Origin of the sequence: Arthrobacter sp., assembly GCF_031179985.1 — a bacterium.
GTDB lineage: Bacteria > Actinomycetota > Actinomycetes > Actinomycetales > Micrococcaceae > Arthrobacter.
The window spans coordinates 31,751-54,426 of sequence record NZ_JAPSHJ010000018.1; the positions used below are offsets into that span (position 1 = coordinate 31,751).

The following is a 22,676-nucleotide window of genomic DNA, read 5'->3' on the forward strand; positions in this document are numbered from 1 at the left end:
CCTGTGGGGTTGGGTGCTGCGGGGACGTATTCGGTGCTGGCCGGAACGATGGTGACCAGCACTGGCGCGACCACCATCAGCGGTGATCTCGGGGTGAGCCCGGGCACCGCCGTTGTCGGGTTCCCTCCCGGCATCGTTACCGGCGCCATCCGCACCGGAGAGAACGCAGCCCAGGCCCAGACCGACCTGCTGGCCGCCTACAACAACGCCGCCGCCCGCACCCCAACAGGCGACTTCAGCGGGGACAACAACGGCCGGACCTACACCCCAGGTATCTACCGGACCGCCGCAGCCTTCGCCCTGACCGGGGCCATGACCCTGGACGGCCAAGGCGACCCCAACGCCGTCTTCATCTTCCAGGTCAACGCCGCCCTCAACACCGCCGCCGACAGCAACATCACCCTGATCAACGGCGCGCAGGCACCCCGCATCTACTGGCAGGTTCTCGGCGCCGCAGGAACCGGAGCATCATCAACCTTCAGCGGAACCATCATGGCCACCGGCGCCATCACCCTCGGAGCCGGCGCAACCCTCACCGGCAGAGCACTCTCCCGCGACACAGTCACCCTCGCCGGAAACACCATCACCACATTGGGGGGAACACTCTCCATCAGTGCACCGACGGAAGCCGGCAGCCTTGGCTCCGCTTCCCCTCAACCTGGTGGGCGGGTGATCAGCGGCGCTTTGGGACAAGTGCAGGTGACTGACACGCGCCTTGCAGGCGAGGGGTCAGGCTGGACAGCAAGCGTTACCTCAACAGCCTTCACAACGCCCATGGGAGCAGCCATTCCTGCAAGCGCGGTGGGCTACGCCGCGGGCCCAATCATTAAGACAGGTATTGGGGATCACACCTCTAATGATCCGGGTGCGCTCACAGTAGGGACGCCTGTAATGACCGCCGCCGGAATCAATGGTGACAACTCCGCGGCCTGGAACCCTCTTATTAGCGTCACGATCCCAGACAACGCCATCGCCGGCATCTACTCTGCCACGATCACCCACTCGGTCCTGTAAGGCTGGATACTTTGCCCCGCGCACTCCGGTTTTCCTTGCCTGCCCGGCAGCCAGGTGCCACAGTAGGGCATGCCCACCGAAGAAGACGTGCGGAGCATTTGCCTCGCCATGCCGGGGGTGACCGAGCGGCTCAGTTGGAACCAGCCCGCGTGGTTTGCCCGCACCCTCATGGCAAGGATCTGGGAGCCGGGCGTCCTCACGGTCAAGACCGGGGAGCGTGAGGCGCTGGCCGGAACCGATCCCGAAACGTACTTCTGGACACCCCATCACCAGCGCTCGCCTCAACTGGTCCTGGTCCGGCTGGCCAGGGTGACCAAAGAGGAGCTCAGTGAGCTCCTCGAAGATTCCTACCTGTTGGCCGGCGGCCCGGGGAGGACAGGCCAGGCCTGACATCCGCCGGGTCGCACCAGCTCGGCGTCCCTTGTGAGTGGTCCCTTATGCTAGCGCCCGGGCCTGGTTTTTCCGGCCCTTTGTCAGCAGCAGGGCGAGCGCAATCATGGCCACGCCCAGCAGCAGGTGGAGCCAGTTGTCAGCAGCGTTCAGCGGGACAAAGTTGCCAGCCGATTCCTGATCAACCACCAGACCGTAGATCCACAGGACGAGGTAGATGATGCCGCCGAAGAGCAAGTAGGAGCGGGAGCCTGACGCGCTCCGGGCAAGGACCAGTCCCGCCACACCGAACAACAGGTGCACGGCGTTATGCAGCACGGAAACCTGAAACAGGCCCAGAAGCATGGCCCCTGAGTGGTGCCCGGCGAAGCTCAACTGGTCCACGTTGCTGGTGATCCCCGGGATGAAGCCCAGGATTCCGACGAGGAGGAAAACGGCACCGATAACCAAAGCTGCCTTTTGCACGTTAGTACGCACCCCGGTGCGTGAGTTGCTGACTGTTGTCATGATCGCTCCTGATCAATACCTATATGGATTGGGTAACAGAACCTGCTGGTTCCAGCTGTTATTCGGGAGCGACGGCGCAACGGATGGGCCATCCTGGAAGTTTTCTTACTGCTGGCTACTCCACGGCGGCCCGAGCTGTTCCTTCCTGACCTTCTTTGCGTGCGGATAGGGGTCCGACACGCTGACTTACTGCGTTTTGGCCCTCGTTGCAGCGCAAAGAGGGTCAATTGGGACGGTCGCCGGACGCGTTGTCGTCCTCGCCCTTGACGTCAGGCTCTTCCTCATTTTTGTGGCGGGCTTCCTGGAGGTGTTGCTCCAGTTTTGCTTCAGCGTCACGACGCCGGTGACCGATAGCCCGCAGCTGCCCGGTAGTCGGCGTCCGATGCTCCCGTTCCCAGGCGTGGTCGTTGATTCCGGTACGGTACAAATCGTCGTCGCGGTGCTGTTCCCTGTCTTCACCCATAGCTGTTCTACCCTTCACACTCACTGCAAAAGGTCATGCCGTTGGACTGCCGGGCTACCTGGGATCTGTGGCGGACCAGGAAACACGACGAGCAGACAAACTCGTCCGGCTGGGGCGGAATGATCTCAACCGTGAGTTCCAGTCCTGAGAGATCCGCGCCGGGCAGTTCGATGCCTTCGGCCGTCTCCGCTTCATCGATGTCGGCATCCCGTGTCCGGACTGCACCCGGGACCGCTTGGAGCTCGTCGAGCGATTCCGGGACCACGTCTGCTTCAGACTTCCGGGGTGCGTCATAATCAGTGGCCATGCCAGGTCTCCCTTCAGCGATCGGGCCGGAACCAATGAGCCCCGGAGTGACTGCTCGGACAAGCAGGGTGTCATCCTTTGGTATGCAATAGTAAGCGTACTTATTTTTTAAGTACAGTTACGGCAACCCCATCGCACGGCTGACTTGAGATGATCCCTCAGGCACGGTTTCGATCCCGAAGCATCTGAAGGTGTTCCTTTCTGGCTGCCGCATTGAGCGGGCCAAAAAGTGCCAGGTACAGTCCGAGGGCAATGAAGAACGCCGTCCAGAATTCCAGGAACGTCATCAGCACCAAGCCGAGCCCTACGGCCAACAGCAATCCAATGGACCCCCACTTCGCGAGCCTTCGGGCTTTAGGCGGGAGTGATTCATATGTTCTCATCGGCGTCCTCCTCGAGGAATTAATCGTATGCAGCCCCGGTATGCCTGTCGATTGCCGCCCGCATCGCTGGAGGACAACCAGCACAGTAGGCTTGATGGCATGGCTTTCGAAGAAAACCCCGGCGCTGCAGGCAACAACCCACAGCCGGCTGAAACAGAACGCCGGGCCGTCACTGTTCGCAGGGCTCCGAGGTATGTGCCGTTCCTCATACTGGGAGGCCTCGTGGGTATTGCGGTGGCAGCCGTCGTCGCCTTCGCCGTGCCAGGGAGCGCCAGCTACGACCCCGGCTCGGTTTTTGGTTTCTTCATGATCCTGTTCGCCGCGGGTGGAGCCCTCCTGGGCGCCGCTGCGGCCCTTGTGCTGGACCGTTTGAGTGTCCGACGGGCCGAGCACGCCGTCGTCGAATCTGTTCCCGATACGGAAGCGGACGCAGGCCCTGCCACAGGCACCAACCCAGAGCCGGGCGCAAACGGCCGCCCTTCTCCGCAGTCATAAACGCCCCGCCGGAAAAGTCTTAGCGTATGGCGTGAGATAATCGACCAGTGGCACGCGGCGACGGAAAACTTTCTCATGATCTTCTCCCTGGCGAAAAAGGCCCTCAGGACGCATGTGGCGTCTTCGGGGTCTGGGCACCAGGTGAAGAAGTAGCAAAACTCACCTACTACGGGCTGTATGCATTGCAGCACCGCGGTCAGGAGTCGGCTGGCATAGCCACGTCCGACGGCAAGCGGATCAACGTCTACAAGGACATGGGCCTGGTGTCCCAGGTCTTTGACGAGACGACGCTGAACACCCTGACAGGGCACCTCGCTGTAGGCCACTGCCGCTACTCCACCACCGGCGCAAGCCACTGGGCCAACGCCCAGCCCACCCTCGGCGCAACCTCAACAGGCACCGTCGCCCTGGCACACAACGGCAACCTCACGAATACCGCCGAACTCAAAGCAATGATCATGGGACGCAACGGCGGCCAGCTCAGCGGCGAAATGAAGCAGGGAAACACCTCTGATACCGCCCTGGTCACAGCCCTCCTCGAAGGTGAGCCCGGCAAGTCCCTCGAACAGACCGCCATCGAGCTCCTGCCAAAGATCAAGGGTGGATTCTGCTTTGTCTTTATGGACGAAGGAACCCTGTACGCAGCACGCGACACCTACGGTATCCGCCCCCTGTGCCTTGGCAGGCTGGAACGCGGCTGGGTTGTCGCCTCCGAGCAATCCGCTCTGGCCACCGTGGGCGCGAGCTTCATCCGCGAGATCGAACCCGGCGAATTCATCGCCATCGACGAAGAGGGCGTCCGGTCCCAGCGCTTTGCAGAGGCGACGCCGGCCGGTTGCGTTTTCGAGTACGTCTACCTCGCCCGCCCGGACGCTTCCATCGCAGGACGTTCCGTGTACGAATCCCGCGTGGAAATGGGCCGCCAGCTTGCCCGGGAAAACACCCAGGAAGCCGACCTCGTCATCCCGGTCCCGGAATCAGGAACGCCGGCAGCCGTAGGCTACGCCGAAGAATCCGGCATCCCCTTCGCGCACGGGTTCGTGAAGAACTCCTATGTGGGCCGTACCTTCATCCAGCCGTCCCAGACACTGCGCCAACTGGGCATCAGGCTCAAACTCAACGCCCTCGAATCCGTTATCCGCGGGAAGCGTGTTGTTGTGGTGGACGACTCGATCGTCCGCGGCAACACCCAACGCGCCATCGTCCGGATGCTTCGCGAAGCCGGCGCCGCCAGCGTCCATGTCAAGATTTCCTCGCCGCCCGTCAAATGGCCCTGCTTCTACGGCATCGACTTCGCCTCCCGGGCAGAGCTCATTGCCAACGGCGCTACCGTGGATGAGATCACCCAGGCCATCGGCGCTGACTCCCTGGCCTATATCTCCGAAGACGGCATGATCGGCGCCACCCAGCAGCCGCGCGAACGCCTGTGCACCGCCTGCTTCACGGGCAAATACCCCATCGAGCTCCCCGGCGCGGACAAGCTCGGCAAGAACCTTCTGGAGCGCACCGACCTCGGCGGAATCCCGGCCACAGGAGCCTCAGCATCGGGCAGTCCCTCTGATGAGGTCCCGGCTGATGAGGACCCCGCTGAGAAGGCGGGCGCTACCGGCTGCGATCCGGGACCGGACTCCGAATTTGAAAACCTGCTGACTGACGCTGATCGCCTGATCGACTCTGACAAGAAAGAGCCAGTATGACTTCCGCCTCCCCAGCCGCCGGAGCCAACAGCGCCGGAATCACCTACGCCTCTGCCGGCGTCGACGTCGAAGCGGGCGACCGCGCCGTCGAGCTGATGAAGGGCGCCGTCAAGGCGACCCACAATTCCTCGGTGCTTGGCGGAGTGGGCGGCTTTGCCGGCCTTTACGACGTCTCCAGGCTGCTGACCTACAAGCGGCCGCTGCTGGCGACTTCCACGGACGGCGTCGGCACCAAGGTTGCCATTGCCCAGGCGATGGATATCCACGACACCATTGGTTACGACCTCGTGGGCATGGTGGTGGACGACATCGTGGTGGTGGGCGCCGAGCCGTTGTACATGACTGACTACATTGCATGCGGCAAGGTTGTACCCGAACGCATCGCCGACATCGTCCGCGGGATCGCCGCAGCCTGTTCCGTAGCCGGTACCGCATTGGTGGGCGGCGAAACCGCCGAGCACCCCGGCCTCTTGGGCGAGCACGAATACGATGTTGCCGGTGCGGCCACCGGTGTGGTCGAAGCCGATTCCCTCCTCGGCCCGGACCGCGTCCGGGCCGGAGACGTCGTGATCGGCATGGCCTCTTCCGGACTGCACTCCAACGGCTACTCCCTGGTCCGACGGGTCATCAACCACGCTGGCTGGGCCCTTGACCGGCAGGTCTCCGAGCTGGGGCGCACCCTCGGCGAAGAGCTCCTGGAACCCACACGCGTCTACGCAGCAGATTGCCTGGACCTCGCCCGCACTTTCCCGGTAAGTAATCCGTCTGCAGCAAGCGGCGCTGTCCACGGCTTCAGCCACGTCACCGGTGGGGGCCTCGCGGCAAACCTCGCCCGCGTTCTCCCGCAGGGCCTGGTGGCCACGGTGGACCGTGCAACCTGGGAACTTCCCGCCATCTTCAAGCTGGTCTCCGAGCTTGGCAACGTGCCTCTCGCCGACCTGGAGCGCACACTGAACCTGGGTGTCGGCATGGTGGCCATTGTGTCGCCGGAAGCCGCCGACGCCGCGGTGAACCGCCTCAATGACCGCGGGCTGCCCTCCTGGATCATGGGCACCGTGGAACAGGATTCCGACTCCATCCTCAAGACCGGACCGGACTACGTCCAGGGTGCCAAGGGTGTTGACGGCGGCGCGGTCCAGCTGGTCAACGCCTACGCGTAGCCCTACCTTTACCATCGAGTGCTCCATAGCTGCCCTTTAGCAGGCTTATAACGGCAGTTATGGAGCACTCGATGCTGTTTATGTCGAAGGGGCGGGCTCAATCTCCACAACACTGAAGACGCCGCCCTGCGGATCCTTCAGCGTGGCCACCAGGGCTCCGGCATCTTCACCGAACTCCGGTTCCACCAGAACTTCCGCTCCCGCGGCCGCAGCTGCCAGGACGGCCTCGGAGGCACTGGACACCCCAAAGTACACCTGCCAGCCGAGGGTGGCAGGTGAAGCCTTGGCCTCTTCGTCTCCTTCAACACCTGGCGCCGGTGCGATTCCAGCTACCTCAGCGCCGTCCACCATCAGCGTGATGTATATACCGCCGTCGTCCTGCAGGTATTCGGTGACATCATGGCCAAAGAGATGCTGGAAGAACGCGACGGCGGCCTGCGGCTCAGGTGTCAGCAGCTCGGTCCACGCGAACGCCCCGTGCTCGTTGTACAGGGCGGAACCGGTATGCGTGCCTGCCTGCCACACCCCTGTTGTTCCACCGCCGGGCACCTCCATAAAGAGCATCACCCCTGTATCGTCCACATCCTCCGGGCCGAACTGGACTGTGCCCCCGGCGTGCACCACGTCGTGTGCGAGGCTCCGGGCGTCATCCGCAGCAAAGTAGACGTTCCATTGAGCGGGCTGGCCCGCAGCCTCCTGCTTGGGGTTCTGGGGCGCGATCACACTGACCAGGTCCTCATCGATAAAAGCCTGTGCGTAGCTTCGGCCATCCGGAGTGGGAAGGTCCTGAAAGGTCCAACCGAACACAGCGGCATAAAAGGTCTTGGCTGCCTCCACGTCAGGGGTTTGGACGTCCGCCCAGCAGGGTGCGCCCTCCTGGTAGCGTTCGACTCGCGCCATGATCATCCCTCCGCAGCTTTCGGTAACCCAATCAATCTAGTGCGGGGACGGGTCCATACCAACAGTCGAACCACGGACACCAAGGCAGATTCGGTCAAACAGCAAGGCCCGTTGGTACACCAAGATAAGGCGTGGCCAACGGGCCTGATAACTGAGGTCGGAACTCCTCGTCCATGCGTACATGGATCCGGCGTACCGCAATAGAAGCATCGCACTCCAGGCACGACGGCGGCACACGACTGAGAGTGCCTTACGGCAAGTTCAGTGGGTGACAACTAGCCGATGCGACGGGTGTCTACCTCGTCGTCGTCTTCTTCCAAATCGTCCGCGTACTTATCCACATAAGCTGAATAGTCCGGTTCTACCGGGTCATCCGCGAAATGGCTCGTGGCACGACTTCCCGGGCCCGTCAGCTCGCGCTGAAGTGCCGTGTAGTCAGTGTTCGGGGAGTAGTACTTGATGTCCCGAGCCTGCTTTGTAGCTTTTGCCTTTTGACGGCCGCGCCCCATGGCGTGACCCCCTTTTGTACTTGGACCGGAGGTGGTCACCTTGGCGATCGGTGAGGCCCCGGAATGTTTGGTCAATTTGTCGTACACCTAGGTTACATGCTTTCTGGTGCAACTGCGCGCCAGTTAACCGCCCCTGTGGCAAGTGTCTCGCACAGCGCACTCTTAGCACACCACTTCCCTGACTGTTTCTTGGGTAGAGTCGGGGTGGGGGATGCACGGAATTGCTGGCCGCCGCCGGTATCCCGCATCAGAATTAGCAGGGAAGAGGTGAGCTCCGCAGTGGATAAAAAAGATGCCGGACAGAATAAGGATGATTCGCATCAGCCCGGCTCCGGCCCAGGAAAAGGCACTCGGCGTGTGCCGCCACAACCGGCAAAACCTCCGACCGTCCCAATCGCGGTAATCCCTCCCGCTCCGCCACGGAAACCGGCGGACGTTCCCCCAGCACCCGCCGTAGAGCCAAGCGCCGCGGAAGCAATCACGCCGGGACCGAGCTTCCCTGAACCAGCTGAATATGAACCAACCGCAGCCGAACGCAAACCGAGACAGCCGATGTCAGATCGTTCCAAGCAACTCCTCACTAATGGCAGCATCATCGCAACCGGCCTGGTGTTGCTGGGCCTGATGGCCTGGGGTCTGCTGACATTCTTGAACACAGGCTCCCAGGACGGACAAGCTTCCGACGGCGGAACCCCCACGTCCACTGCAGACGCCAGTCCCCTTCCACTGCCCCGGGAAGGGGTGAGCCCGTTGGACTTCCGCCTCGGTGACTGCTTCAAAGACTTTGACCCCAACGCCACAAGCTCCACACTGGTGGCATGCGATACGGAGCACTCAGCGCAACTCGTCGCTGTCCATCACTATCCTGAAGGCGATGCCTACCCCGGACAGGATGCGCTCAGGAACAAGGGCCGCGAAGTCTGCCAGGGCGCCAAACTCAATGGCGCCGAGGCGAACTACGTGCTCTTGCAGCGCACTGCGTTCCCGAGCACTACGAGCTGGGAAACAGGCGACCGCCGTGTGGACTGCTACGTCACAGCCGATGCTGGCAACGTCATCAAGGAAAACCTGCTCCCCTGATCGGCGTCGCCCAGCTGGCCCCTCCGGCCGTGCCTAGCCCTTCCGGCGGACCGAGAGACCGCTCCCTGCGAGTTCCCTGCCGTCATTCGCGCCTGCTGACATCAGGCCCTCAACCGTGAGTTCGTCGACGTCGGCGGCGGTATCCACCAGGACGGTGTCGCCGTCGGCGATCTCCCCGGCGAGTATCGCCTTGGCCAACCGGTCGCCGATCTCGCGCTGCACCAGGCGGCGCAATGGACGGGCGCCGTAGGCAGGGTCAAACCCGGACATCGCCAGCCATGCGCGGGCACCGTCGGTCACTTCCAGGGTCAGCCGCCGCCCGTGCAACCGCGCGGCAAGCTCGTTCACCTGAAGCTCCACGATTTTCGCGAGCTCCTCCACGGTCAGCGCGTCGAAAAGCACCACTTCGTCAAGCCGGTTGAGGAACTCGGGCTTGAAGGAGGCGTTCACCGCAGCCATCACTGCATTCCGCTTCGCGTTGGCATCCAGGGTCTGATCCACGAGGAACTGGCTGCCCAGGTTTGAGGTCAGCACCAGGATCACGTTCCGGAAGTCCACCGTGCGCCCCTGGCCGTCAGTGAGCCGGCCGTCATCGAGCACCTGCAGGAGGATGTCGAAGACCTCAGGGTGGGCCTTCTCCACCTCGTCCAGGAGGATCACGGAATACGGACGACGGCGGACGGCTTCAGTCAGCTGACCGCCCTCCTCGTAACCCACGTAGCCCGGAGGGGCACCAACCAGCCGCGCCACTGAATGCTTCTCCGAGTACTCGGACATGTCGATCCGGACCATGGCGCGTTCGTCGTCGAACAGGAAGTCCGCCAGCGCCTTTGCCAGTTCCGTCTTACCCACGCCAGTGGGTCCCAAGAACAGGAAGGATCCTGTGGGCCGGTTGGGGTCGCTGATGCCGGCGCGGGCGCGCCGGACCGCGTCAGACACCGCAGCAACTGCCTTCGTTTGGCCGATAAGCCGTGCTCCCAGCACCTGCTCCATGTTCAGCAGCTTCTGGCTTTCGCCCTGCAGCATCCGACCCGCAGGGATCCCGGTCCAGGCGGAGATGACTTCAGCGATATCATCTGCCGTGACCTCCTCGGCCACCATCTGGTTGGACTTGTCCGTTACGGCAGCCTCGGCCTCCGCCGCGGCGTTCAGCTCCCGCTCGAGGGCAGGAATCTCGCCGTAAAGCACGCGCGACGCCGTCTCCAGGTCACCTTCACGCTGGGCTTTGTCTGCGGCGGAGCGCAGCTCGTCCAGTTTTGCTTTCAGGTCGCCTACCCGGTTGAGGCCGGCCTTTTCTGCTTCCCAGCGCGCGTTCAGCGCATCGAGCTGTTCCTTCTTGTCAGCCATGTCCGCACGGAGCGCAGCAAGGCGTTCCACGGAAGCTGCGTCCGTTTCGCCACTGAGGGCCAACTCCTCCATGGTAAGCCGGTCCACCTGGCGGCGCAGCTGGTCGATTTCCTCCGGGGCGGAGTCGATTTCCATCCGCAAGCGTGAAGCGGCCTCGTCCACGAGGTCGATCGCCTTGTCCGGCAGTTGCCGCCCGGAAATGTAGCGGTGGGACAACGTGGCAGCAGCCACAAGAGCGGAGTCGGCAATGGCCACCTTGTGGTGCGCCTCGTAGCGCTCCTTAAGGCCACGCAGGATGCCGATGGTGTCATCCACGCTCGGCTCCCCAACGTAGACCTGCTGGAAGCGACGTTCGAGCGCCGGGTCCTTCTCGATGTTCTCGCGGTACTCATCAAGGGTGGTGGCACCGATCAGCCGGAGTTCCCCACGGGCAAGCATGGGCTTGAGCATGTTGCCGGCATCCATGGAGCTGTCACCTGTTGCACCTGCGCCCACCACAGTGTGGATCTCGTCGATGAAGGTGACGATCTGCCCCTCGGAGTTCTTGATCTCCTCGAGCACAGCCTTGAGACGCTCCTCAAACTCCCCGCGGTACTTGGCCCCGGCCACCATGGAGGCCAGGTCCAGGGCGATCAGGCTCTTGCCGCGGAGGCTTTCCGGGACGTCCCCGGCTACGATCCGCTGGGCAAGACCTTCGACGACGGCCGTCTTGCCAACCCCGGGCTCACCGATGATGACGGGGTTGTTCTTGGTGCGACGGCTCAGGACCTGGATGATTCGGCGGATCTCGGAATCGCGCCCGATGACGGGATCCAGCTTGCCTGCCCTCGCCATGGCTGTCAGGTCCGTGCCGTACTTTTCCAGTGACTGGAAGGTGTTTTCCGGGTTCTCAGTGGTGACCTTCCGGTCCCCCCGCAAGCCAGGCAAGGCGGCGAGCAGTGCTTCATGGGACGCCCCGGCGTCGCGCAGCAACCTTGCTGCAGCGTCGTTGCCGGCAGAGATGCCAAGCAACAGAACCTCGGTGGAGACATGGGTATCCCCAAGCTTGTCCGCCTCGTTCTTGGCGTTCTGGATTGCCTGCAGAGCGGGCCGGGACAACTGGGCCTGCTGGGTGGAAGATCCCGATGTAGCCGGGAGGGCCTTGATCGCAGAGCTGGCCTGAACGCTGACAGCATCCACGTCGGCACCGGTGGCGCGCAGGAGTGCGACGGCGACACCATCGCGCTGGTCCATGAGCGCCTTGAGCAGGTGTGCGGGTTCGACCTGAGGATTTCCTGCCGTGGAGGCATTCATGGCTGCTGCAGAAAGAGCCTCCTGGCTCTTGATGGTGAATTTGGCGTCCAAAGAGGGCTCCTTTCGGGGAAGATGTCTAAGTTGAGTGTACTACGCTCAACTTTTAGTTTGTGTTGCACGAGGAGCACTTTTTGCCGTAGGCGAACAGAAGATTTCAGCGTTTCCGCCGCGTCCACTCAAGGAGTTTTTCCAGAGGCCAGGTGGTGACGATCCTGTCGGCCGGCACTTCATTCAGCACAGCACGCTCCGCACCATACTGGAGAAAATCGAGCTGACCGGGAGCATGAGCATCGCTGTCAATACTGAAGAGGCATCCGGCGTCGAGGGCAATTTGGATCAGGTTGTCCGGCGGGTCCTGACGCTCTGGACGGGAGTTGATTTCGACCGCGACGTCGTTCTCCACGCATACTGCAAACACCCTTTCGGCGTCGAACTCTGATTCGGGGCGTGTGCCCCTGGAGCCGGCGACGAGCCGGCCGGTGCAATGGCCAAGAACATTGGTGTGGGGATCCCTGATGCCTCCCAGCATTCTCCGGGTCATGGTGCCTTTCTCCGAGCGGAGCTTCGAGTGCACACTTGCCACCACGACGTCGAGGGTGTCCAGCAAGACGGCCTCCTGGTCCAGGGTGCCATCCTCCAGGATGTCCACTTCGATGCCGGTCAGGAGCCGGAACCCGTCGGACTGTTCACCCCCGCTTTGTTCATTAATAACGGCTACAACGTCCAGCTGTTTTGCGAGGCGTTCAGCTGTGAGCCCGTTGGCAACCTTGAGATTCGGCGAATGGTCCGTGAGGGCCAGATATTCGTGACCCAGTATCCGCGCCGTATCCGCCATGACCTCAATGGGGGAGCCGCCGTCGGACCAGTCACTATGACTGTGAAGGTCGCCACGAAGGGCTTTCCGCAACCCTTGGCCGCCCTGGACAAGGGGCTTGGCCGTGCCTCGAAGCTTCTCCAGGTAATCGGGCACCTGGCCTTCCAGCGCCTGCCTGATGACCTCGAAGGTCCTGTCCCCGATTCCTCCCATTTTCCGGAGCCGGCCAGTCCGGACCCCCTCAGCCAACTGGTCCTCCCCCATTCCCTGGATGGTCTCCGCTGCATTCCGGAATGCCTTCACTTTGAACGTGGGGGCGAGGTCACGCTCGAGCCAGAAAGCAATCTCATTGAGTGCGTCAGCGGCGTCCATTTCTCCATCTTGCACGAAGTTCGGCTCTTCGCGCAGGGTCCCGCAGCTCTGATTGCCAACGAGATGGCGTTTTATCATCTGCTCAAAACCTTTTCTTGACCGGCGATAGTTACCGATATATCGTTAAGTATCGCCAAAGCATCGGCGATACTCTGACAAGAGAAGACCAGATGGAAGGACCATGCCGTCATGAAAGGCATTCACGACAACAAATTTGCAACCCCTGAACAGGGCGGACCAGTAGGCCAAGTACCAGGACGCTTCGGACGGGGCAGGAGCCGACGCGGACCCCATGGACATGGTGGTTTCGGTCCGGGCGGCCGTGGTTTCGGCCCGGGCTTTGGGCCTGGCTTCGGCCCCGGTTTTGGCCCGGGCGGATCACGGCGGGCCAACAGGGGGGACGTTCGTTCGGCGATTCTCTCACTCCTCGCCGAAGCACCATCCAACGGCTACGGGCTGATTAAGACGATCGCTGAGAAGACCTCGGGAACCTGGCGCCCCAGCCCCGGTTCGGTGTATCCCACACTGCAGCAACTCGTTGATGAGGAACTCATCACGCCTGTTGGTGAGGGCAAGCGCACGGAGTTCACGCTCACTGACGAGGGCCGGGCGTATGTGGAAGAGAACGCCGAGGAACTCGAAAACGCCTGGAACTCCGACCCCAAGGGAACCGGCCCTGCGTTCCACCAAAGCGTGGGAAAGCTGATGGGGGTTATCCACCAGTTCCGCTTCTCGGCCACCGAGGAACAGCGCAATGCGGCCATCGAGAAAATCGACGAAACCCGCCGGGCGCTCTATCACATCCTTGCGGACTGAGGCGGCAAAGATCAGGGCAGCCATATGATCAGGGCGCCACAACCGGACGAACTGCCCAGGCTTCAGGAAGTCCCTCCTGACCTATTGTGGAAGGCATGAATCACAGCCTGCCTGACGATACTCCCACTAAGCACGTCTTCATCGACAAGCAGCATCCCCTGCTCTGGCGGGCACTGAACGGACTTGGCCTGAAGGTACGGGAGGCCGCTGAGGAGGCTGGGATCAGCCGCATGCTGGTCGAACTGCTGTACGTCCGCATCTCCCAGCTGAACGGCTGCGCCTTTTGCCTCGACATGCATGTGAGCAGTGCGTTGAAGCAAGGCGAGACCACGCAGCGACTCGCGGTGCTTTCGGCCTGGCGGGACACCGACCTCTTCACGGAACAGGAAAGCGCTGCGCTCGCCCTGGCCGAATCAGTCACGGAACTCCCTGATGCAGTCAGCCGCGAGCGCGAGGAAGAGTCCGCCCGTCAACACCTGAGCGATGAAGAGTTCGCGGTCGTGACATGGCTGGCCATCACCATGAACGCCTTCAACCGGGTGTCCATTATCAGCCATCACCCGATCCAGGACGACGCCTGACATCAGCGCTCAACAATAGATACGGCCTCACGCTGGATAGACCGCTACGGCTGCCGCCTTGGTCACGAAGTACACCGTCATCCCCGGCGCCAGCCCGAGGTCCGCGGCTGCTGCCGGTGTGATGTCGGCGGCCAGCTCGTCGCGGGCCCCGGCACGCACCCGGATCTGGTCGCCATGGGGCTCAAGATCAGTCACGGTCACAGCCATGGAGTTCCGCGGACTGCCGTGGGCTTCGCTAAGGAAAACCGAAACGGCCGACGGCGGGAAGGCAGCCACGCCGTCCTGCCCGGGCTCCAGGCCGTCGTCGTGCTGGCCCGAAAAGTGCAGACCGTCCACGGTGGTGATGCCGTCCTCGGTGACGGTTCCGGACAGGAGGTTCAGCCCGGCGAGCCCGGCCGCAAACCTGCTCCGCGGCCTTTGGAGCACCTGGCGCGTGGGGCCTTCTTCGGTGATCTTCCCGTTCTCCAGGACAATGACGCGGTCAGCCAGCATCAGTGCGTCGAGGACATCGTGAGTGATGATGATGGCGCTCCGGCCCGCAAGTACGTGTTTGAGCAGGCGTCGGAGCAAAGGAGCGGCGTGAATGTCCAGTGCGGCCAGCGGCTCGTCCAGTAGCAGCAGTTCCGGATTGGCCGCCAGAGCCCTCGCCACAGCCACACGTTGCGCCTGCCCGCCGGACAGCTCACCCGGCCGCCTCTGAGCCAGGCCTCCGGCTTCGACGGCGTCCAGCCACTCCTGCGCCCTGTTCCGGGCGGACGCACGGGTGGCTCCGCTGCTGCGCGGGCCGAAAGCGACATTGTCCAGGGCGTTCAGGTGGGGGAAGAGCAGCGGGTCCTGGGCCAGGAGTACGGTCCCGCGGCGGTGCGGCGCCACCCAGGTGCGGCCGCCGTCGCGGGCCTCAAAAAGGACCTTGCCACCCAGCACCGATTTTCCCGAATCGGGATGAAGCAAGCCCGCGATGAGATCCAACAACGTGGACTTGCCCGCTCCGTTGGGTCCCATGACGGCTACCGTCTCCCCCGATCCCACGGTGAGGGAGACATTGAAATTCCGCTCGCGGACTGCGGCGCTGAAGGTGAACGTCATCGGCGGCTCCCGCTGCTGACAACCGAAGTCGGGGTCTCCTTTGACGTGTTGCCGGTACCGCCAAGGAAACCATGACGGCGGTACGACACTCCCACTACGGTGACGGCAACCGCAACAAGGACCAGCGAAAGGGCGACGGCGGAATCGGCATCCGCTTCCCGCTGCAGGTAGATTTCAAGCGGCAAAGTCCTGGTCACCCCCTCCAGGCTCCCGGCGAAGGTCAGGGTGGCGCCAAACTCACCGAGGCTGCGGGCGAAAGAAAGGACCGCGCCCGAGACCAGGCCCGGCAGGACCAGGGGTAGCGTCACGCGGCGAAGCACCGTGGTGGGGCCGGCCCCGAGGGTGGCGGCCACCGCTTCGAACCGGCCGCCGGCTGAACGGAGGGCCCCCTCAAGGCTGACCACCAGGAACGGCAAGGCCACAAAGGTCTGCGCGAGCACCACCGCCATCGTCGAGAAGGCAATCTGGAGGCCCAGCACCTCAAGCGTTCCCCCGAGCAGGCCCTGCCGACCGAACGTATAGAGCAGGGCGATGCCGCCAACCACCGGAGGAAGGACCAGCGGCAACAGGACAAACGCGCGCAGGATCTGCTGGCCCCGAAAGCGTCCCCTCGCCAGAACCAGGGCAAGCGGAACGCCCAGGAAGAGACACAGCATTGTGCTCGCCGCGGAAGTCCGGAGGCTGAGGCCAAGCGCAGCGAGAGAGGATTCGGAGGTGATCAGGGGGATGAACTGAGGCCAGTTGACTCTCGCAAGCATCGCCACGAGCGGCAGTATCACCAGCAGCGCCCCCGCTATGGCTACTGCATAGATCCACGACGGTATGCCGCTGTATTCGACGGAATGGCTGGCCCGGTTTCTGGACTGCATAGCGCTAGTCCCCCTGGGCCGGACCGAAGCCTGCGGCGGACAATATCCGCTGGCCTTCGCTGCCGTTGACCATGGCAATGAAATCGTCCGCCAATTCCGTCTCTCCCGCCGTCTTCAAGGCAGCGATCGGGTAGGTATTAGGGGCTGCTGATGCTTCAGGGAACGGAATGCCTTGAACTCTGCCCTCCGCAGACCGGACATCAGTCACGTAGACAAGGCCGGCGTCGGCTTCCCCCGAGGCCACTTTTCCGAGCACATCCGTGACCGACGATTCTTCGCTCACAGGCTTCAGCTCCACGCCGGCGGACTGGGCAACAGCTGACGCTGCAGCCCCACAGGGAACCTGGGGGGCGCAAACCACCACCTTCACCCCCGGCCTGTCGAGGTCCGTAAAGGAACGGATCGACGCCGGATCGGAAAGCGGGACGGCAATGGCCAGGGTGTTGCTGGCGAAGTCCTTGGCGCTGCGTTTGACCAGGCCTGCGTCTGCTACTTTGGCCATGTTCCGGGTGTCAGCAGAGGCGAAGACGTCGGCCGGTGCACCCTGGATGATCTGCGTTGCCAGGTCAGAGGAGCCAGCGAAGCTGAGGACCACCTTGACCCCGGGATGCTGGCTTTCGAAACTGCGGGCCAGCTCGGTGAAACTCCCCTTCAGGGACGCGGCGGCAAAGACCGTGACCGTCTCAGGTCCGGACGCGCTGGTGTTTCCGCAACCGGACAGCCCGGTGCCGAGAGCCAGTATCAACCCACCCGCTGCCAGGGGCGCGGCAAGCCGTCCTCGCCGTGTTCTGCCGCCTCTCATGCCTGGCCTGGTCCACCCGCTCATGGGCCCGCTCATCCTACGGACTTGCCCTGGGGCGTCTCGATAATGACGGTGGTGGCTTTGACCACCGCCGTGGCTACCGAACCGGGTTCCAGCCCAAGGTCGCGGACGGCTTCGCTGCTCATCAGGGAGACCACACGGAAGGGCCCGCACTGAAGCTCCACCTGGGCCATGACCTTGTCCATTGTGATGCCGGTGACCAGCCCTACAAACCGGTTCCGGGCGGAGCTGCCAACTTTGGTGGGGTCATCGGGGAGCTGGGACTGGTCCTTGGCGAGTTTGGCCAGCTCCAGGCCATCCACGGCCAGTCGTCCGGACTGGTCCTTGACCGGGGTCAGCGTTCCGTTTTCGGTCCAGCGCCGGACGGTATCGTCGCTGACGCCCAGGAATCTGGCAGCTTCAGCAATGCGGATCATAGGCATGGCTCCAGCCTAGTCCTCAAATGCGGAGCCAGGGAGCCGTTTCCTCCGCAAATGTCCTTTCCTTCCACCGGATCCAGCTGGGTCCGTTCCTTCCAGGCACTAGACTTCCCCCATGGCCATCTACTTGGATCCGCCGCTGTGGCCGGCCCACGGAACGCTTTTCTCGCACCTCATCTCGGACACCTCCCTTGAGGAGCTCCACGCCTTCACCGCCAAGGCCGGCATTCCGCCGCGGGCCTTCGACGGCGACCACTATGACGTTTCCGAGACCCGGTACGACGCCCTGATAGAAGCCGGCGCCATTCCGGTGGAAGCCCGCATCCTTGTCCGCAAGCTGATTGCGAGCGGCCTCCGCATCCCGGCACGATTGCGGAACAAGTCCCTCAAAGTCCCGCTCCTGAACCGGTGGAACACCGTCCTTCCCGGCCATGATGCGCTGTTCCTGGACCTGCTGGACCGCTGGGGTGAAGAGCACCGGAAGTACCACGGACGCACCCATCTCCTGTCGACCCTCGAGGCCCTTGATGTGCTCACCGAACCGGAGGAACCACCCCGGACTGTGGTCCTGGCTGCCTGGTTCCATGACGCCGTCTACCACGGGATAGCGGGCCAGGACGAGGAGGATTCGGCCGTCCTGGCAGAGGATCGCCTTCACGACGCCGGGCTTCCCGCCGCCGAGGCAGCGGAAGTCGCGCGGCTGGTGCGCATGACCGCTGACCACCGCCCGGAGCAGGGAGACCGCCACGGCACCCTCCTGTCGGATGCGGATCTTTCCGTTCTGGGCGGAGAGCCGGAGGAATATGCCCGCTACGTCAGCGCCGTCCGGCAAGAATATGGGCACATCGGTGACGCTGATTTCGCTGCTGGGAGAGCCGCCGTCGTGCGTCACCTGCTGGAGCTTGATCCGCTTTTCCACACACGGCGGGCTCGGGATCTGTGGCTGGAAGCAGCGCGTCGGAACCTTGCCGGAGAGTTGTCGGGCCCGAAAGGATCGGGGCAGTGATGTTGGCACCGTTTGTTCACGAAGCGCTTCTTGCGGTGGGCGGTGATTCCGACGGCGCCGCCCCCGGCGCCGCTGTCACGCTGGAGTTGTGCGGCAGCCTTGAGCATCAACCGCCATGCCCACTGGCGCCGCATAACACCAGGGCGGAGCGGTAGGACGAAACCGCGACCATGCGGTGGTCTTCGCGACGCAACCGCGTCCTGCTGCGATCGTCCCGGCCGCCCTACTGGGCCCCTTTGGCGGCGGCCCGGTAACGTTCAAGGACCTCCGGCGTCGGCTCTGCATTGACCGTGATGGCCCCTTCGGCTTCCCAAACAGGGAGTGCTCCAAGCAGGATGCCCGCGGCCTGACGGGCAGCGCCGTCGGCCACGTACTCCCCCGGTTCGGGGACTGTTACCGGCAGACCGAAGACTCCTGCCAGGATCTGCTGCAATGCGAGCGACCGTGCGCCGCCGCCGACGAGGATGACCCGCTCCCCCGCGATTCCGAGGTCAGTGAGAGCCTGCAGTCCGTCAGCCAAGGAGCAGGCAACGCCCTCGATGGCCGCCCGGGCCACATTTGCGGGTGTGAAGCTGGCGAGGGTCAGGCCATGGAGGGAGCCGGTGGCGTCGGGCAGATTGGGCGTCCGCTCCCCCTCGAAGTAGGGAACCAATGTCAGACCCCCGGCCCCGGCGGGGGCAGTCAGGGCAAGCCGGGAGAGCTCCGCCAGGTCCACGGACAGCACGGCAGCCGTTGCATCAAGAACCCGCGAAGCGTTGAGAGTACAGACCAGGGGAAGGAAAGCGCCCGTTGCGTCGGCGAAGCCGGCAACCAGCCCTGTGGAGTCAGCGGAGGGCTGGCCGGCGATGGCAAAAACGGTCCCCGATGTGCCTACGGACACCACAACATCGCCCAATTTGGCGTTCACTCCGAGTGCCGCTCCTGCGTTGTCGCCGGCTCCCGCACCAATCAGAATGCCCGACGGCGTTTTCAGCCCCGCTTCAAGCGGGCCGAGGACTTCGGGAAGCACCGGGACGTGCCCCAAAGTCCGTTCCAAAACCTCGGGCAGGTACGTCCCGGTAGCCGGGGACCAGTAACCGGTGCCGGACGCATCCGACCGGTCTGTCCGCAGGGCAGCCAGTCCCTCCGTACCGCTTCCCGGTCCGAACCCGGCCAGGCGCCAGCTCAGCCAGTCGTGGGGCAGGCAGACGGCAGCAGTGCGGGCGGCGTTCTCCGGCTCATTTTGCGAGAGCCATAAGAGCTTCGTGGCCGTGAGCGACGCCACCGGGACCGTCCCGGTGGCGTCGGCCCAGTATCCAGCGCCGCCAGGCGCCTCACTGATCAGGAGCTCGGCGGCAGCTGCCGAGCGTGTGTCGTTCCACAGCAGCGCGGGCCGGACAACGCTGCCGTCGGCATCAAGGCACACCATTCCGTGCTGCTGCCCTGCGACCGAAACAGCTGAAACATCGTCCAGTCCGCCGACTGCCTCGATCGCCTCCTGCAGCGCACTCCACCAGGCTTCCGGATCCACTTCGGTTCCTTCCGGATGCCGGGCCTGCCCTTGGCGCACCAGAACTCCGGTTGCGGCATCGCGGATGACGATCTTGCAGGACTGGGTGGAGCTATCAATTCCGGCTACCAAGGGCATTGCTGGGCTCTTTCAGAGGAGGGCTAGTGAGGCGGATGGTTCAGCGGGCGCAGCTATTTCGCGCAGCTGTGTCAGCGGGCGCCGAGGAGGTGCTCGATGGCCAGCTGGTTGAGCCGGACGAAGGCGAAGGAGCGCTCAGCGGCCTTGTCTGCGTCGAACTCCGCGAAGGCTGAAGGATCAGCCAGCAGATCAGCTGCGGACTCGCCCGCTGCCAACGTGGGCTCCCCGAGCTCAAACACGCCGGAGGTCTTGAGGGCTTCCTGGACCTCGGCGTCGGCGCGGAAGGCGAGAGCCCGTTCCTTGAGCAGGAGGTACATGGCCATGTTTGCCTTGGCCGATTCCCAGACGCCGTCGTAGCCGTCGGTGCGCGAAGGCTTGTAGTCGAAGTGGCGGGGGCCGTCGTACTTCGGCCCGCCGTTGGGGAAGCCGTTCTCCAGCAGGTCCACCGTGAAGAACGCGCTGGTGAGGTCGCCATGGCCGAAGACGAGGTCCTGGTCGTACTTGATGCCACGCTGGCCGTTGAGGTCGATGTGGAACAGCTTCCCGGCCCACAGTGCCTGAGCGATGCCGTGGGTGAAGTTCAGGCCCGCCATCTGCTCGTGCCCGGTCTCCGGATTGAGCCCAACAATGTCGCCATGCTCAAGCTGCGCGATGAAAGCGAGCCCGTGCCCGACCGTGGGGAGGAAGATGTCGCCGCGGGGCTCGTTGGGCTTGGGTTCGAGGGCGATCCGCAGCCCGTAGCCCTTCTCCTTGATATAGCCGGCGGCCGTATCCACGCCTTCCTTCATGCGGTCAAGGGCTGCTGAGAGGTCCTTCGAGCCGTCGTACTCGCTGCCTTCACGGCCGCCCCACATCACGAATGTCTCGGCTCCCATTTCAGCAGCAAGGTCGATGTTCGCGAGCACCTTGCTGAGCGCGAACCTGCGCACGGAGCGGTCATTGGAAGTGAACCCGCCGTCCTTGAACACGGGGTGGCTGAACAGGTTGGTGGTCATCATGGGGACCTTCAGGCCTGTCTCGGCCAGGGCTGCCCGGAAGTTCTTCAGGATCAGCTCGCGCTCTGAGGCGCTGGCACCAAACGGGATGAGGTCATTGTCATGGAATGTGATGCCGTAGGCGCCTGCCTCACTGAGACGGTGGACTGCCTCCACAGGGTCCAAGGCGGCACGGGTGGGCTGGCCGAAGGGGTCTGCACCGATCCAGCCGACTGTCCAAAGGCCGAAGGTAAAGCGGTCTTCAGGTGTGGGATGTGTTGACAATTCAGGCACCTCGTTGGGCTTGTAGGGAGAAAAAACCACAATTAGTTTTCGTTCTGAACTATAAGTGGCATGATCAACTAAGGTCAATGGCCTACTGAGAATTACAAGGAGTGAAATGTCCACGGCACGCTTGGAAGACAGACCCGCCCCCGGCCGCGTCGGCGACGTGCGTAAACAGAACCTTGCACTGGTGCTGCGGAACGTCCAACCAGGCGTCCAGACAACCAGGGCCCAGCTGGCGGTCGAAACTGGTCTGACCAAGGCTTCTGTTTCCAGCCTCGTGGCCGACCTCCTGGGTGCAGGGCTGCTGACGGAGGTGGGAATCACCCGCGACGGCGAGAGGGGAAGGCCCGGCGTGGGGCTGGCACTCAATCCTCTACGGGGCGCCCTTGGGGCTGAGGTGAACGTCGATTACCTGGGAGTGGGCGTTGTTGACCTGAACGGCAACCTCCGTTTTCAGGAAACTGTTGAGCGACACAACAGCGGAAGCAGCCCTGAGGACGTCCTGCGGGCACTGCGGCTGCTCACCAGACGCGCGGCTGATGCCGCCTCGGATGCAGGCATACTCCTCCTTGGCGGAGGGCTTGCCGTTCCGGGGCTTGTTGATGCGGACAGGAATTACGTGGCGACCGCCCCGAACCTGGGGTGGACCGGCGTCGAACTTTCCGGCGAGCTTGAAGCCTTGCTTCCCCACAGCCCGTTTGGGGTCACACTTTCCAACGAGGCCAACAGTGCAGCCCTGGCGGAGCTTTGGTACGGGCAGGGAGCCTCGTTCCAAGCATATCTGTACATTTCCGGTGAAGTCGGCGTCGGTGGTGGCCTCATCATCGATTCGCGGCTTTTCACCGGACCTGCCGGCCATGCAGGCGAAATCGGGCACACCGTGGTTCAGCCAAAAGGACCAAAGTGCACCTGTGGGGGCCACGGCTGCCTGGAAACATTCGCAGGCCAGGAAGCCATATTCTCGGCTTCGGACATAGGCGATGGGCCCACAGGGCAGCGGATGGCACAGTTGCTGGCAGCTCTGGCTGAAGGCGACTCGCGCGCTTTGGCCGCGGTCGAGGAGGCCGGCTATTATCTGGGCGTGGCGACGGCGACCACCGCCAGGCTCATGAACGTGGCCGCCGTGGTGCTGGGCGGCCATTTCTCCCTGCTCGAGGAATGGATCAGGCCCGCCCTGCAGCAGAGTGTGGACGGGTTTGCGCCGGGAGTTGTAGCGCCGGACGCCGTCGCGTTTTCCGATCTGCGGCAGACTGCCGCACTGATGGGAGCAGCCGGGAGCAGCCTGCGCAGGGCTCTGGCAAACCCTCAGGAGCTTGTCCCTTAGGAACGCCTCCCGTAAGAGTCAGTCGGGGCGGACCCTGGGCAGAAAACCCTTGGCAGCCCAGTATCCGGAGCCTCCCCTATGGGCCAGATTTATCGTGTGAAGCAGGACCTTCAAAATCGGCAGGTCTCGCGGA

Annotated in this window: 25 protein-coding genes; 11 read left to right on the forward strand and 14 right to left on the reverse strand. The window is 63.4% G+C overall.

Annotated features, from left to right (window positions below; all coding sequences use genetic code 11):
- On the forward strand, window positions 1-1,014 hold a 1,014-nt coding region (locus tag RIN13_RS10455; RefSeq protein ID WP_309107269.1), incomplete at its 5' end, for an ice-binding family protein.
- Window positions 1,015-1,083: 69 nt separating this feature from the next.
- Window positions 1,084-1,404 carry an MmcQ/YjbR family DNA-binding protein gene (locus tag RIN13_RS10460; protein ID WP_309107270.1) on the forward strand — a complete coding sequence of 107 codons (321 nt, stop codon included), beginning with the start codon at window positions 1,084-1,086 and terminating at the stop codon, window positions 1,402-1,404.
- Between the two features lie 45 nt (window positions 1,405-1,449).
- On the opposite strand, the gene RIN13_RS10465 is transcribed toward RIN13_RS10460, so the two are convergent.
- From RIN13_RS10465 to RIN13_RS10480, 4 genes are all read right to left on the reverse strand, one after another.
- Window positions 1,450-1,911 carry a DUF4383 domain-containing protein gene (locus RIN13_RS10465; RefSeq protein ID WP_309107271.1) on the reverse strand — a complete coding sequence of 154 codons (462 nt, stop codon included), beginning with the start codon at window positions 1,909-1,911 and terminating at the stop codon, window positions 1,450-1,452.
- 223 nt (window positions 1,912-2,134) lie between these two features.
- Complete coding sequence (locus tag RIN13_RS10470) at window positions 2,135-2,374, reverse strand: hypothetical protein (protein WP_309107272.1); 240 nt, start codon at window positions 2,372-2,374, stop codon at window positions 2,135-2,137.
- Window positions 2,375-2,381: 7 nt separating this feature from the next.
- Window positions 2,382-2,681, reverse strand: coding sequence for a DUF4193 domain-containing protein (locus RIN13_RS10475; protein ID WP_309107273.1), 300 nt, complete (start codon window positions 2,679-2,681; stop codon window positions 2,382-2,384).
- Window positions 2,682-2,838: 157 nt separating this feature from the next.
- Window positions 2,839-3,063 carry a hypothetical protein gene (locus RIN13_RS10480; protein ID WP_309107274.1) on the reverse strand — a complete coding sequence of 75 codons (225 nt, stop codon included), beginning with the start codon at window positions 3,061-3,063 and terminating at the stop codon, window positions 2,839-2,841.
- Between the two features lie 99 nt (window positions 3,064-3,162).
- On the opposite strand from RIN13_RS10480, the gene RIN13_RS10485 reads away from it, so the two are divergent.
- The 3 genes from RIN13_RS10485 to purM are packed head-to-tail and all read left to right on the forward strand — an operon-like array spanning window position 3,163 to window position 6,415.
- Entirely contained in the window at window positions 3,163-3,558 is a 396-nt protein-coding gene (locus tag RIN13_RS10485; RefSeq protein ID WP_309107275.1) for a hypothetical protein, read from the forward strand.
- A gap of 47 nt (window positions 3,559-3,605) precedes the next feature.
- On the forward strand, window positions 3,606-5,255 hold the full coding sequence (purF, locus tag RIN13_RS10490) for an amidophosphoribosyltransferase (protein WP_309107276.1): 1,650 nt from the start codon (window positions 3,606-3,608) through the stop codon (window positions 5,253-5,255).
- A complete protein-coding gene (purM, locus tag RIN13_RS10495; protein WP_309107277.1) occupies window positions 5,252-6,415 on the forward strand; it encodes a phosphoribosylformylglycinamidine cyclo-ligase in 1,164 nt (387 codons plus the stop codon). Before purF ends, purM begins: the two co-directional genes overlap by 4 nt.
- 78 nt (window positions 6,416-6,493) lie before the next feature.
- Here purM and RIN13_RS10500 read toward each other — a convergent pair whose 3' ends face one another.
- Entirely contained in the window at window positions 6,494-7,315 is an 822-nt protein-coding gene (locus RIN13_RS10500) for a VOC family protein (RefSeq protein WP_309107278.1), read from the reverse strand.
- Window positions 7,316-7,590: 275 nt separating this feature from the next.
- Window positions 7,591-7,824: a DUF3073 domain-containing protein gene (locus RIN13_RS10505; protein ID WP_247041105.1), complete on the reverse strand. Its 234-nt coding sequence runs from the start codon at window positions 7,822-7,824 to the stop codon at window positions 7,591-7,593.
- 552 nt (window positions 7,825-8,376) lie between these two features.
- Here RIN13_RS10505 and RIN13_RS10510 point away from each other — a divergent pair.
- Entirely contained in the window at window positions 8,377-8,904 is a 528-nt protein-coding gene (locus RIN13_RS10510; RefSeq protein WP_309107279.1) for a septum formation family protein, read from the forward strand.
- A gap of 33 nt (window positions 8,905-8,937) precedes the next feature.
- Here RIN13_RS10510 and clpB read toward each other — a convergent pair whose 3' ends face one another.
- Both clpB and RIN13_RS10520 read right to left on the reverse strand, forming a co-directional pair.
- Window positions 8,938-11,595, reverse strand: coding sequence for an ATP-dependent chaperone ClpB (clpB, locus tag RIN13_RS10515; RefSeq protein ID WP_309107280.1), 2,658 nt, complete (start codon window positions 11,593-11,595; stop codon window positions 8,938-8,940).
- Window positions 11,596-11,698: 103 nt separating this feature from the next.
- On the reverse strand, window positions 11,699-12,730 hold the full coding sequence (locus tag RIN13_RS10520; RefSeq protein ID WP_309107281.1) for a PHP domain-containing protein: 1,032 nt from the start codon (window positions 12,728-12,730) through the stop codon (window positions 11,699-11,701).
- A 189-nt stretch (window positions 12,731-12,919) separates the two neighbouring features.
- Between RIN13_RS10520 and RIN13_RS10525 the strand changes: the two genes are divergently transcribed.
- Together RIN13_RS10525 and RIN13_RS10530 are read left to right on the forward strand one after the other, a co-directional pair.
- On the forward strand, window positions 12,920-13,546 hold the full coding sequence (locus RIN13_RS10525) for a PadR family transcriptional regulator (RefSeq protein ID WP_309107282.1): 627 nt from the start codon (window positions 12,920-12,922) through the stop codon (window positions 13,544-13,546).
- 95 nt (window positions 13,547-13,641) lie between these two features.
- A complete protein-coding gene (locus tag RIN13_RS10530; protein WP_309107283.1) occupies window positions 13,642-14,127 on the forward strand; it encodes a carboxymuconolactone decarboxylase family protein in 486 nt (161 codons plus the stop codon).
- A gap of 27 nt (window positions 14,128-14,154) precedes the next feature.
- Here RIN13_RS10530 and RIN13_RS10535 read toward each other — a convergent pair whose 3' ends face one another.
- From RIN13_RS10535 to RIN13_RS10550, 4 genes are read right to left on the reverse strand one after another with little or no spacing between them, the layout of a single operon-like run.
- A complete protein-coding gene (locus RIN13_RS10535) occupies window positions 14,155-15,213 on the reverse strand; it encodes an ATP-binding cassette domain-containing protein (protein ID WP_309107284.1) in 1,059 nt (352 codons plus the stop codon).
- Window positions 15,210-16,082 (reverse strand): ABC transporter permease, encoded by an 873-nt coding sequence (locus tag RIN13_RS10540; RefSeq protein ID WP_309107285.1) that lies wholly within the window; start codon window positions 16,080-16,082, stop codon window positions 15,210-15,212. Before RIN13_RS10540 ends, RIN13_RS10535 begins: the two co-directional genes overlap by 4 nt.
- A gap of 4 nt (window positions 16,083-16,086) precedes the next feature.
- Entirely contained in the window at window positions 16,087-16,908 is an 822-nt protein-coding gene (modA, locus tag RIN13_RS10545) for a molybdate ABC transporter substrate-binding protein (protein WP_309107286.1), read from the reverse strand.
- A gap of 8 nt (window positions 16,909-16,916) precedes the next feature.
- Window positions 16,917-17,327, reverse strand: coding sequence for a TOBE domain-containing protein (locus tag RIN13_RS10550; protein ID WP_309107287.1), 411 nt, complete (start codon window positions 17,325-17,327; stop codon window positions 16,917-16,919).
- A 112-nt stretch (window positions 17,328-17,439) separates the two neighbouring features.
- On the opposite strand from RIN13_RS10550, the gene RIN13_RS10555 reads away from it, so the two are divergent.
- A complete protein-coding gene (locus RIN13_RS10555; RefSeq protein ID WP_309107288.1) occupies window positions 17,440-18,330 on the forward strand; it encodes a DUF4031 domain-containing protein in 891 nt (296 codons plus the stop codon).
- On the forward strand, window positions 18,330-18,485 hold the full coding sequence (locus tag RIN13_RS10560; protein ID WP_309107289.1) for a hypothetical protein: 156 nt from the start codon (window positions 18,330-18,332) through the stop codon (window positions 18,483-18,485). Before RIN13_RS10555 ends, RIN13_RS10560 begins: the two co-directional genes overlap by 1 nt.
- Window positions 18,486-18,553: 68 nt before the next feature.
- Here the strand turns inward: RIN13_RS10560 and xylB are convergent, their stop codons facing one another.
- Window positions 18,554-19,957 (reverse strand): xylulokinase, encoded by a 1,404-nt coding sequence (gene xylB, locus RIN13_RS10565; RefSeq protein ID WP_309107290.1) that lies wholly within the window; start codon window positions 19,955-19,957, stop codon window positions 18,554-18,556.
- Between the two features lie 71 nt (window positions 19,958-20,028).
- Window positions 20,029-21,216, reverse strand: coding sequence for a xylose isomerase (gene xylA, locus RIN13_RS10570; RefSeq protein WP_309107291.1), 1,188 nt, complete (start codon window positions 21,214-21,216; stop codon window positions 20,029-20,031).
- Between the two features lie 115 nt (window positions 21,217-21,331).
- Here xylA and RIN13_RS10575 point away from each other — a divergent pair, with 115 nt between their 5' ends.
- Window positions 21,332-22,543 carry an ROK family transcriptional regulator gene (locus tag RIN13_RS10575; protein WP_309107292.1) on the forward strand — a complete coding sequence of 404 codons (1,212 nt, stop codon included), beginning with the start codon at window positions 21,332-21,334 and terminating at the stop codon, window positions 22,541-22,543.
- Window positions 22,544-22,676 lie beyond the last annotated feature (133 nt).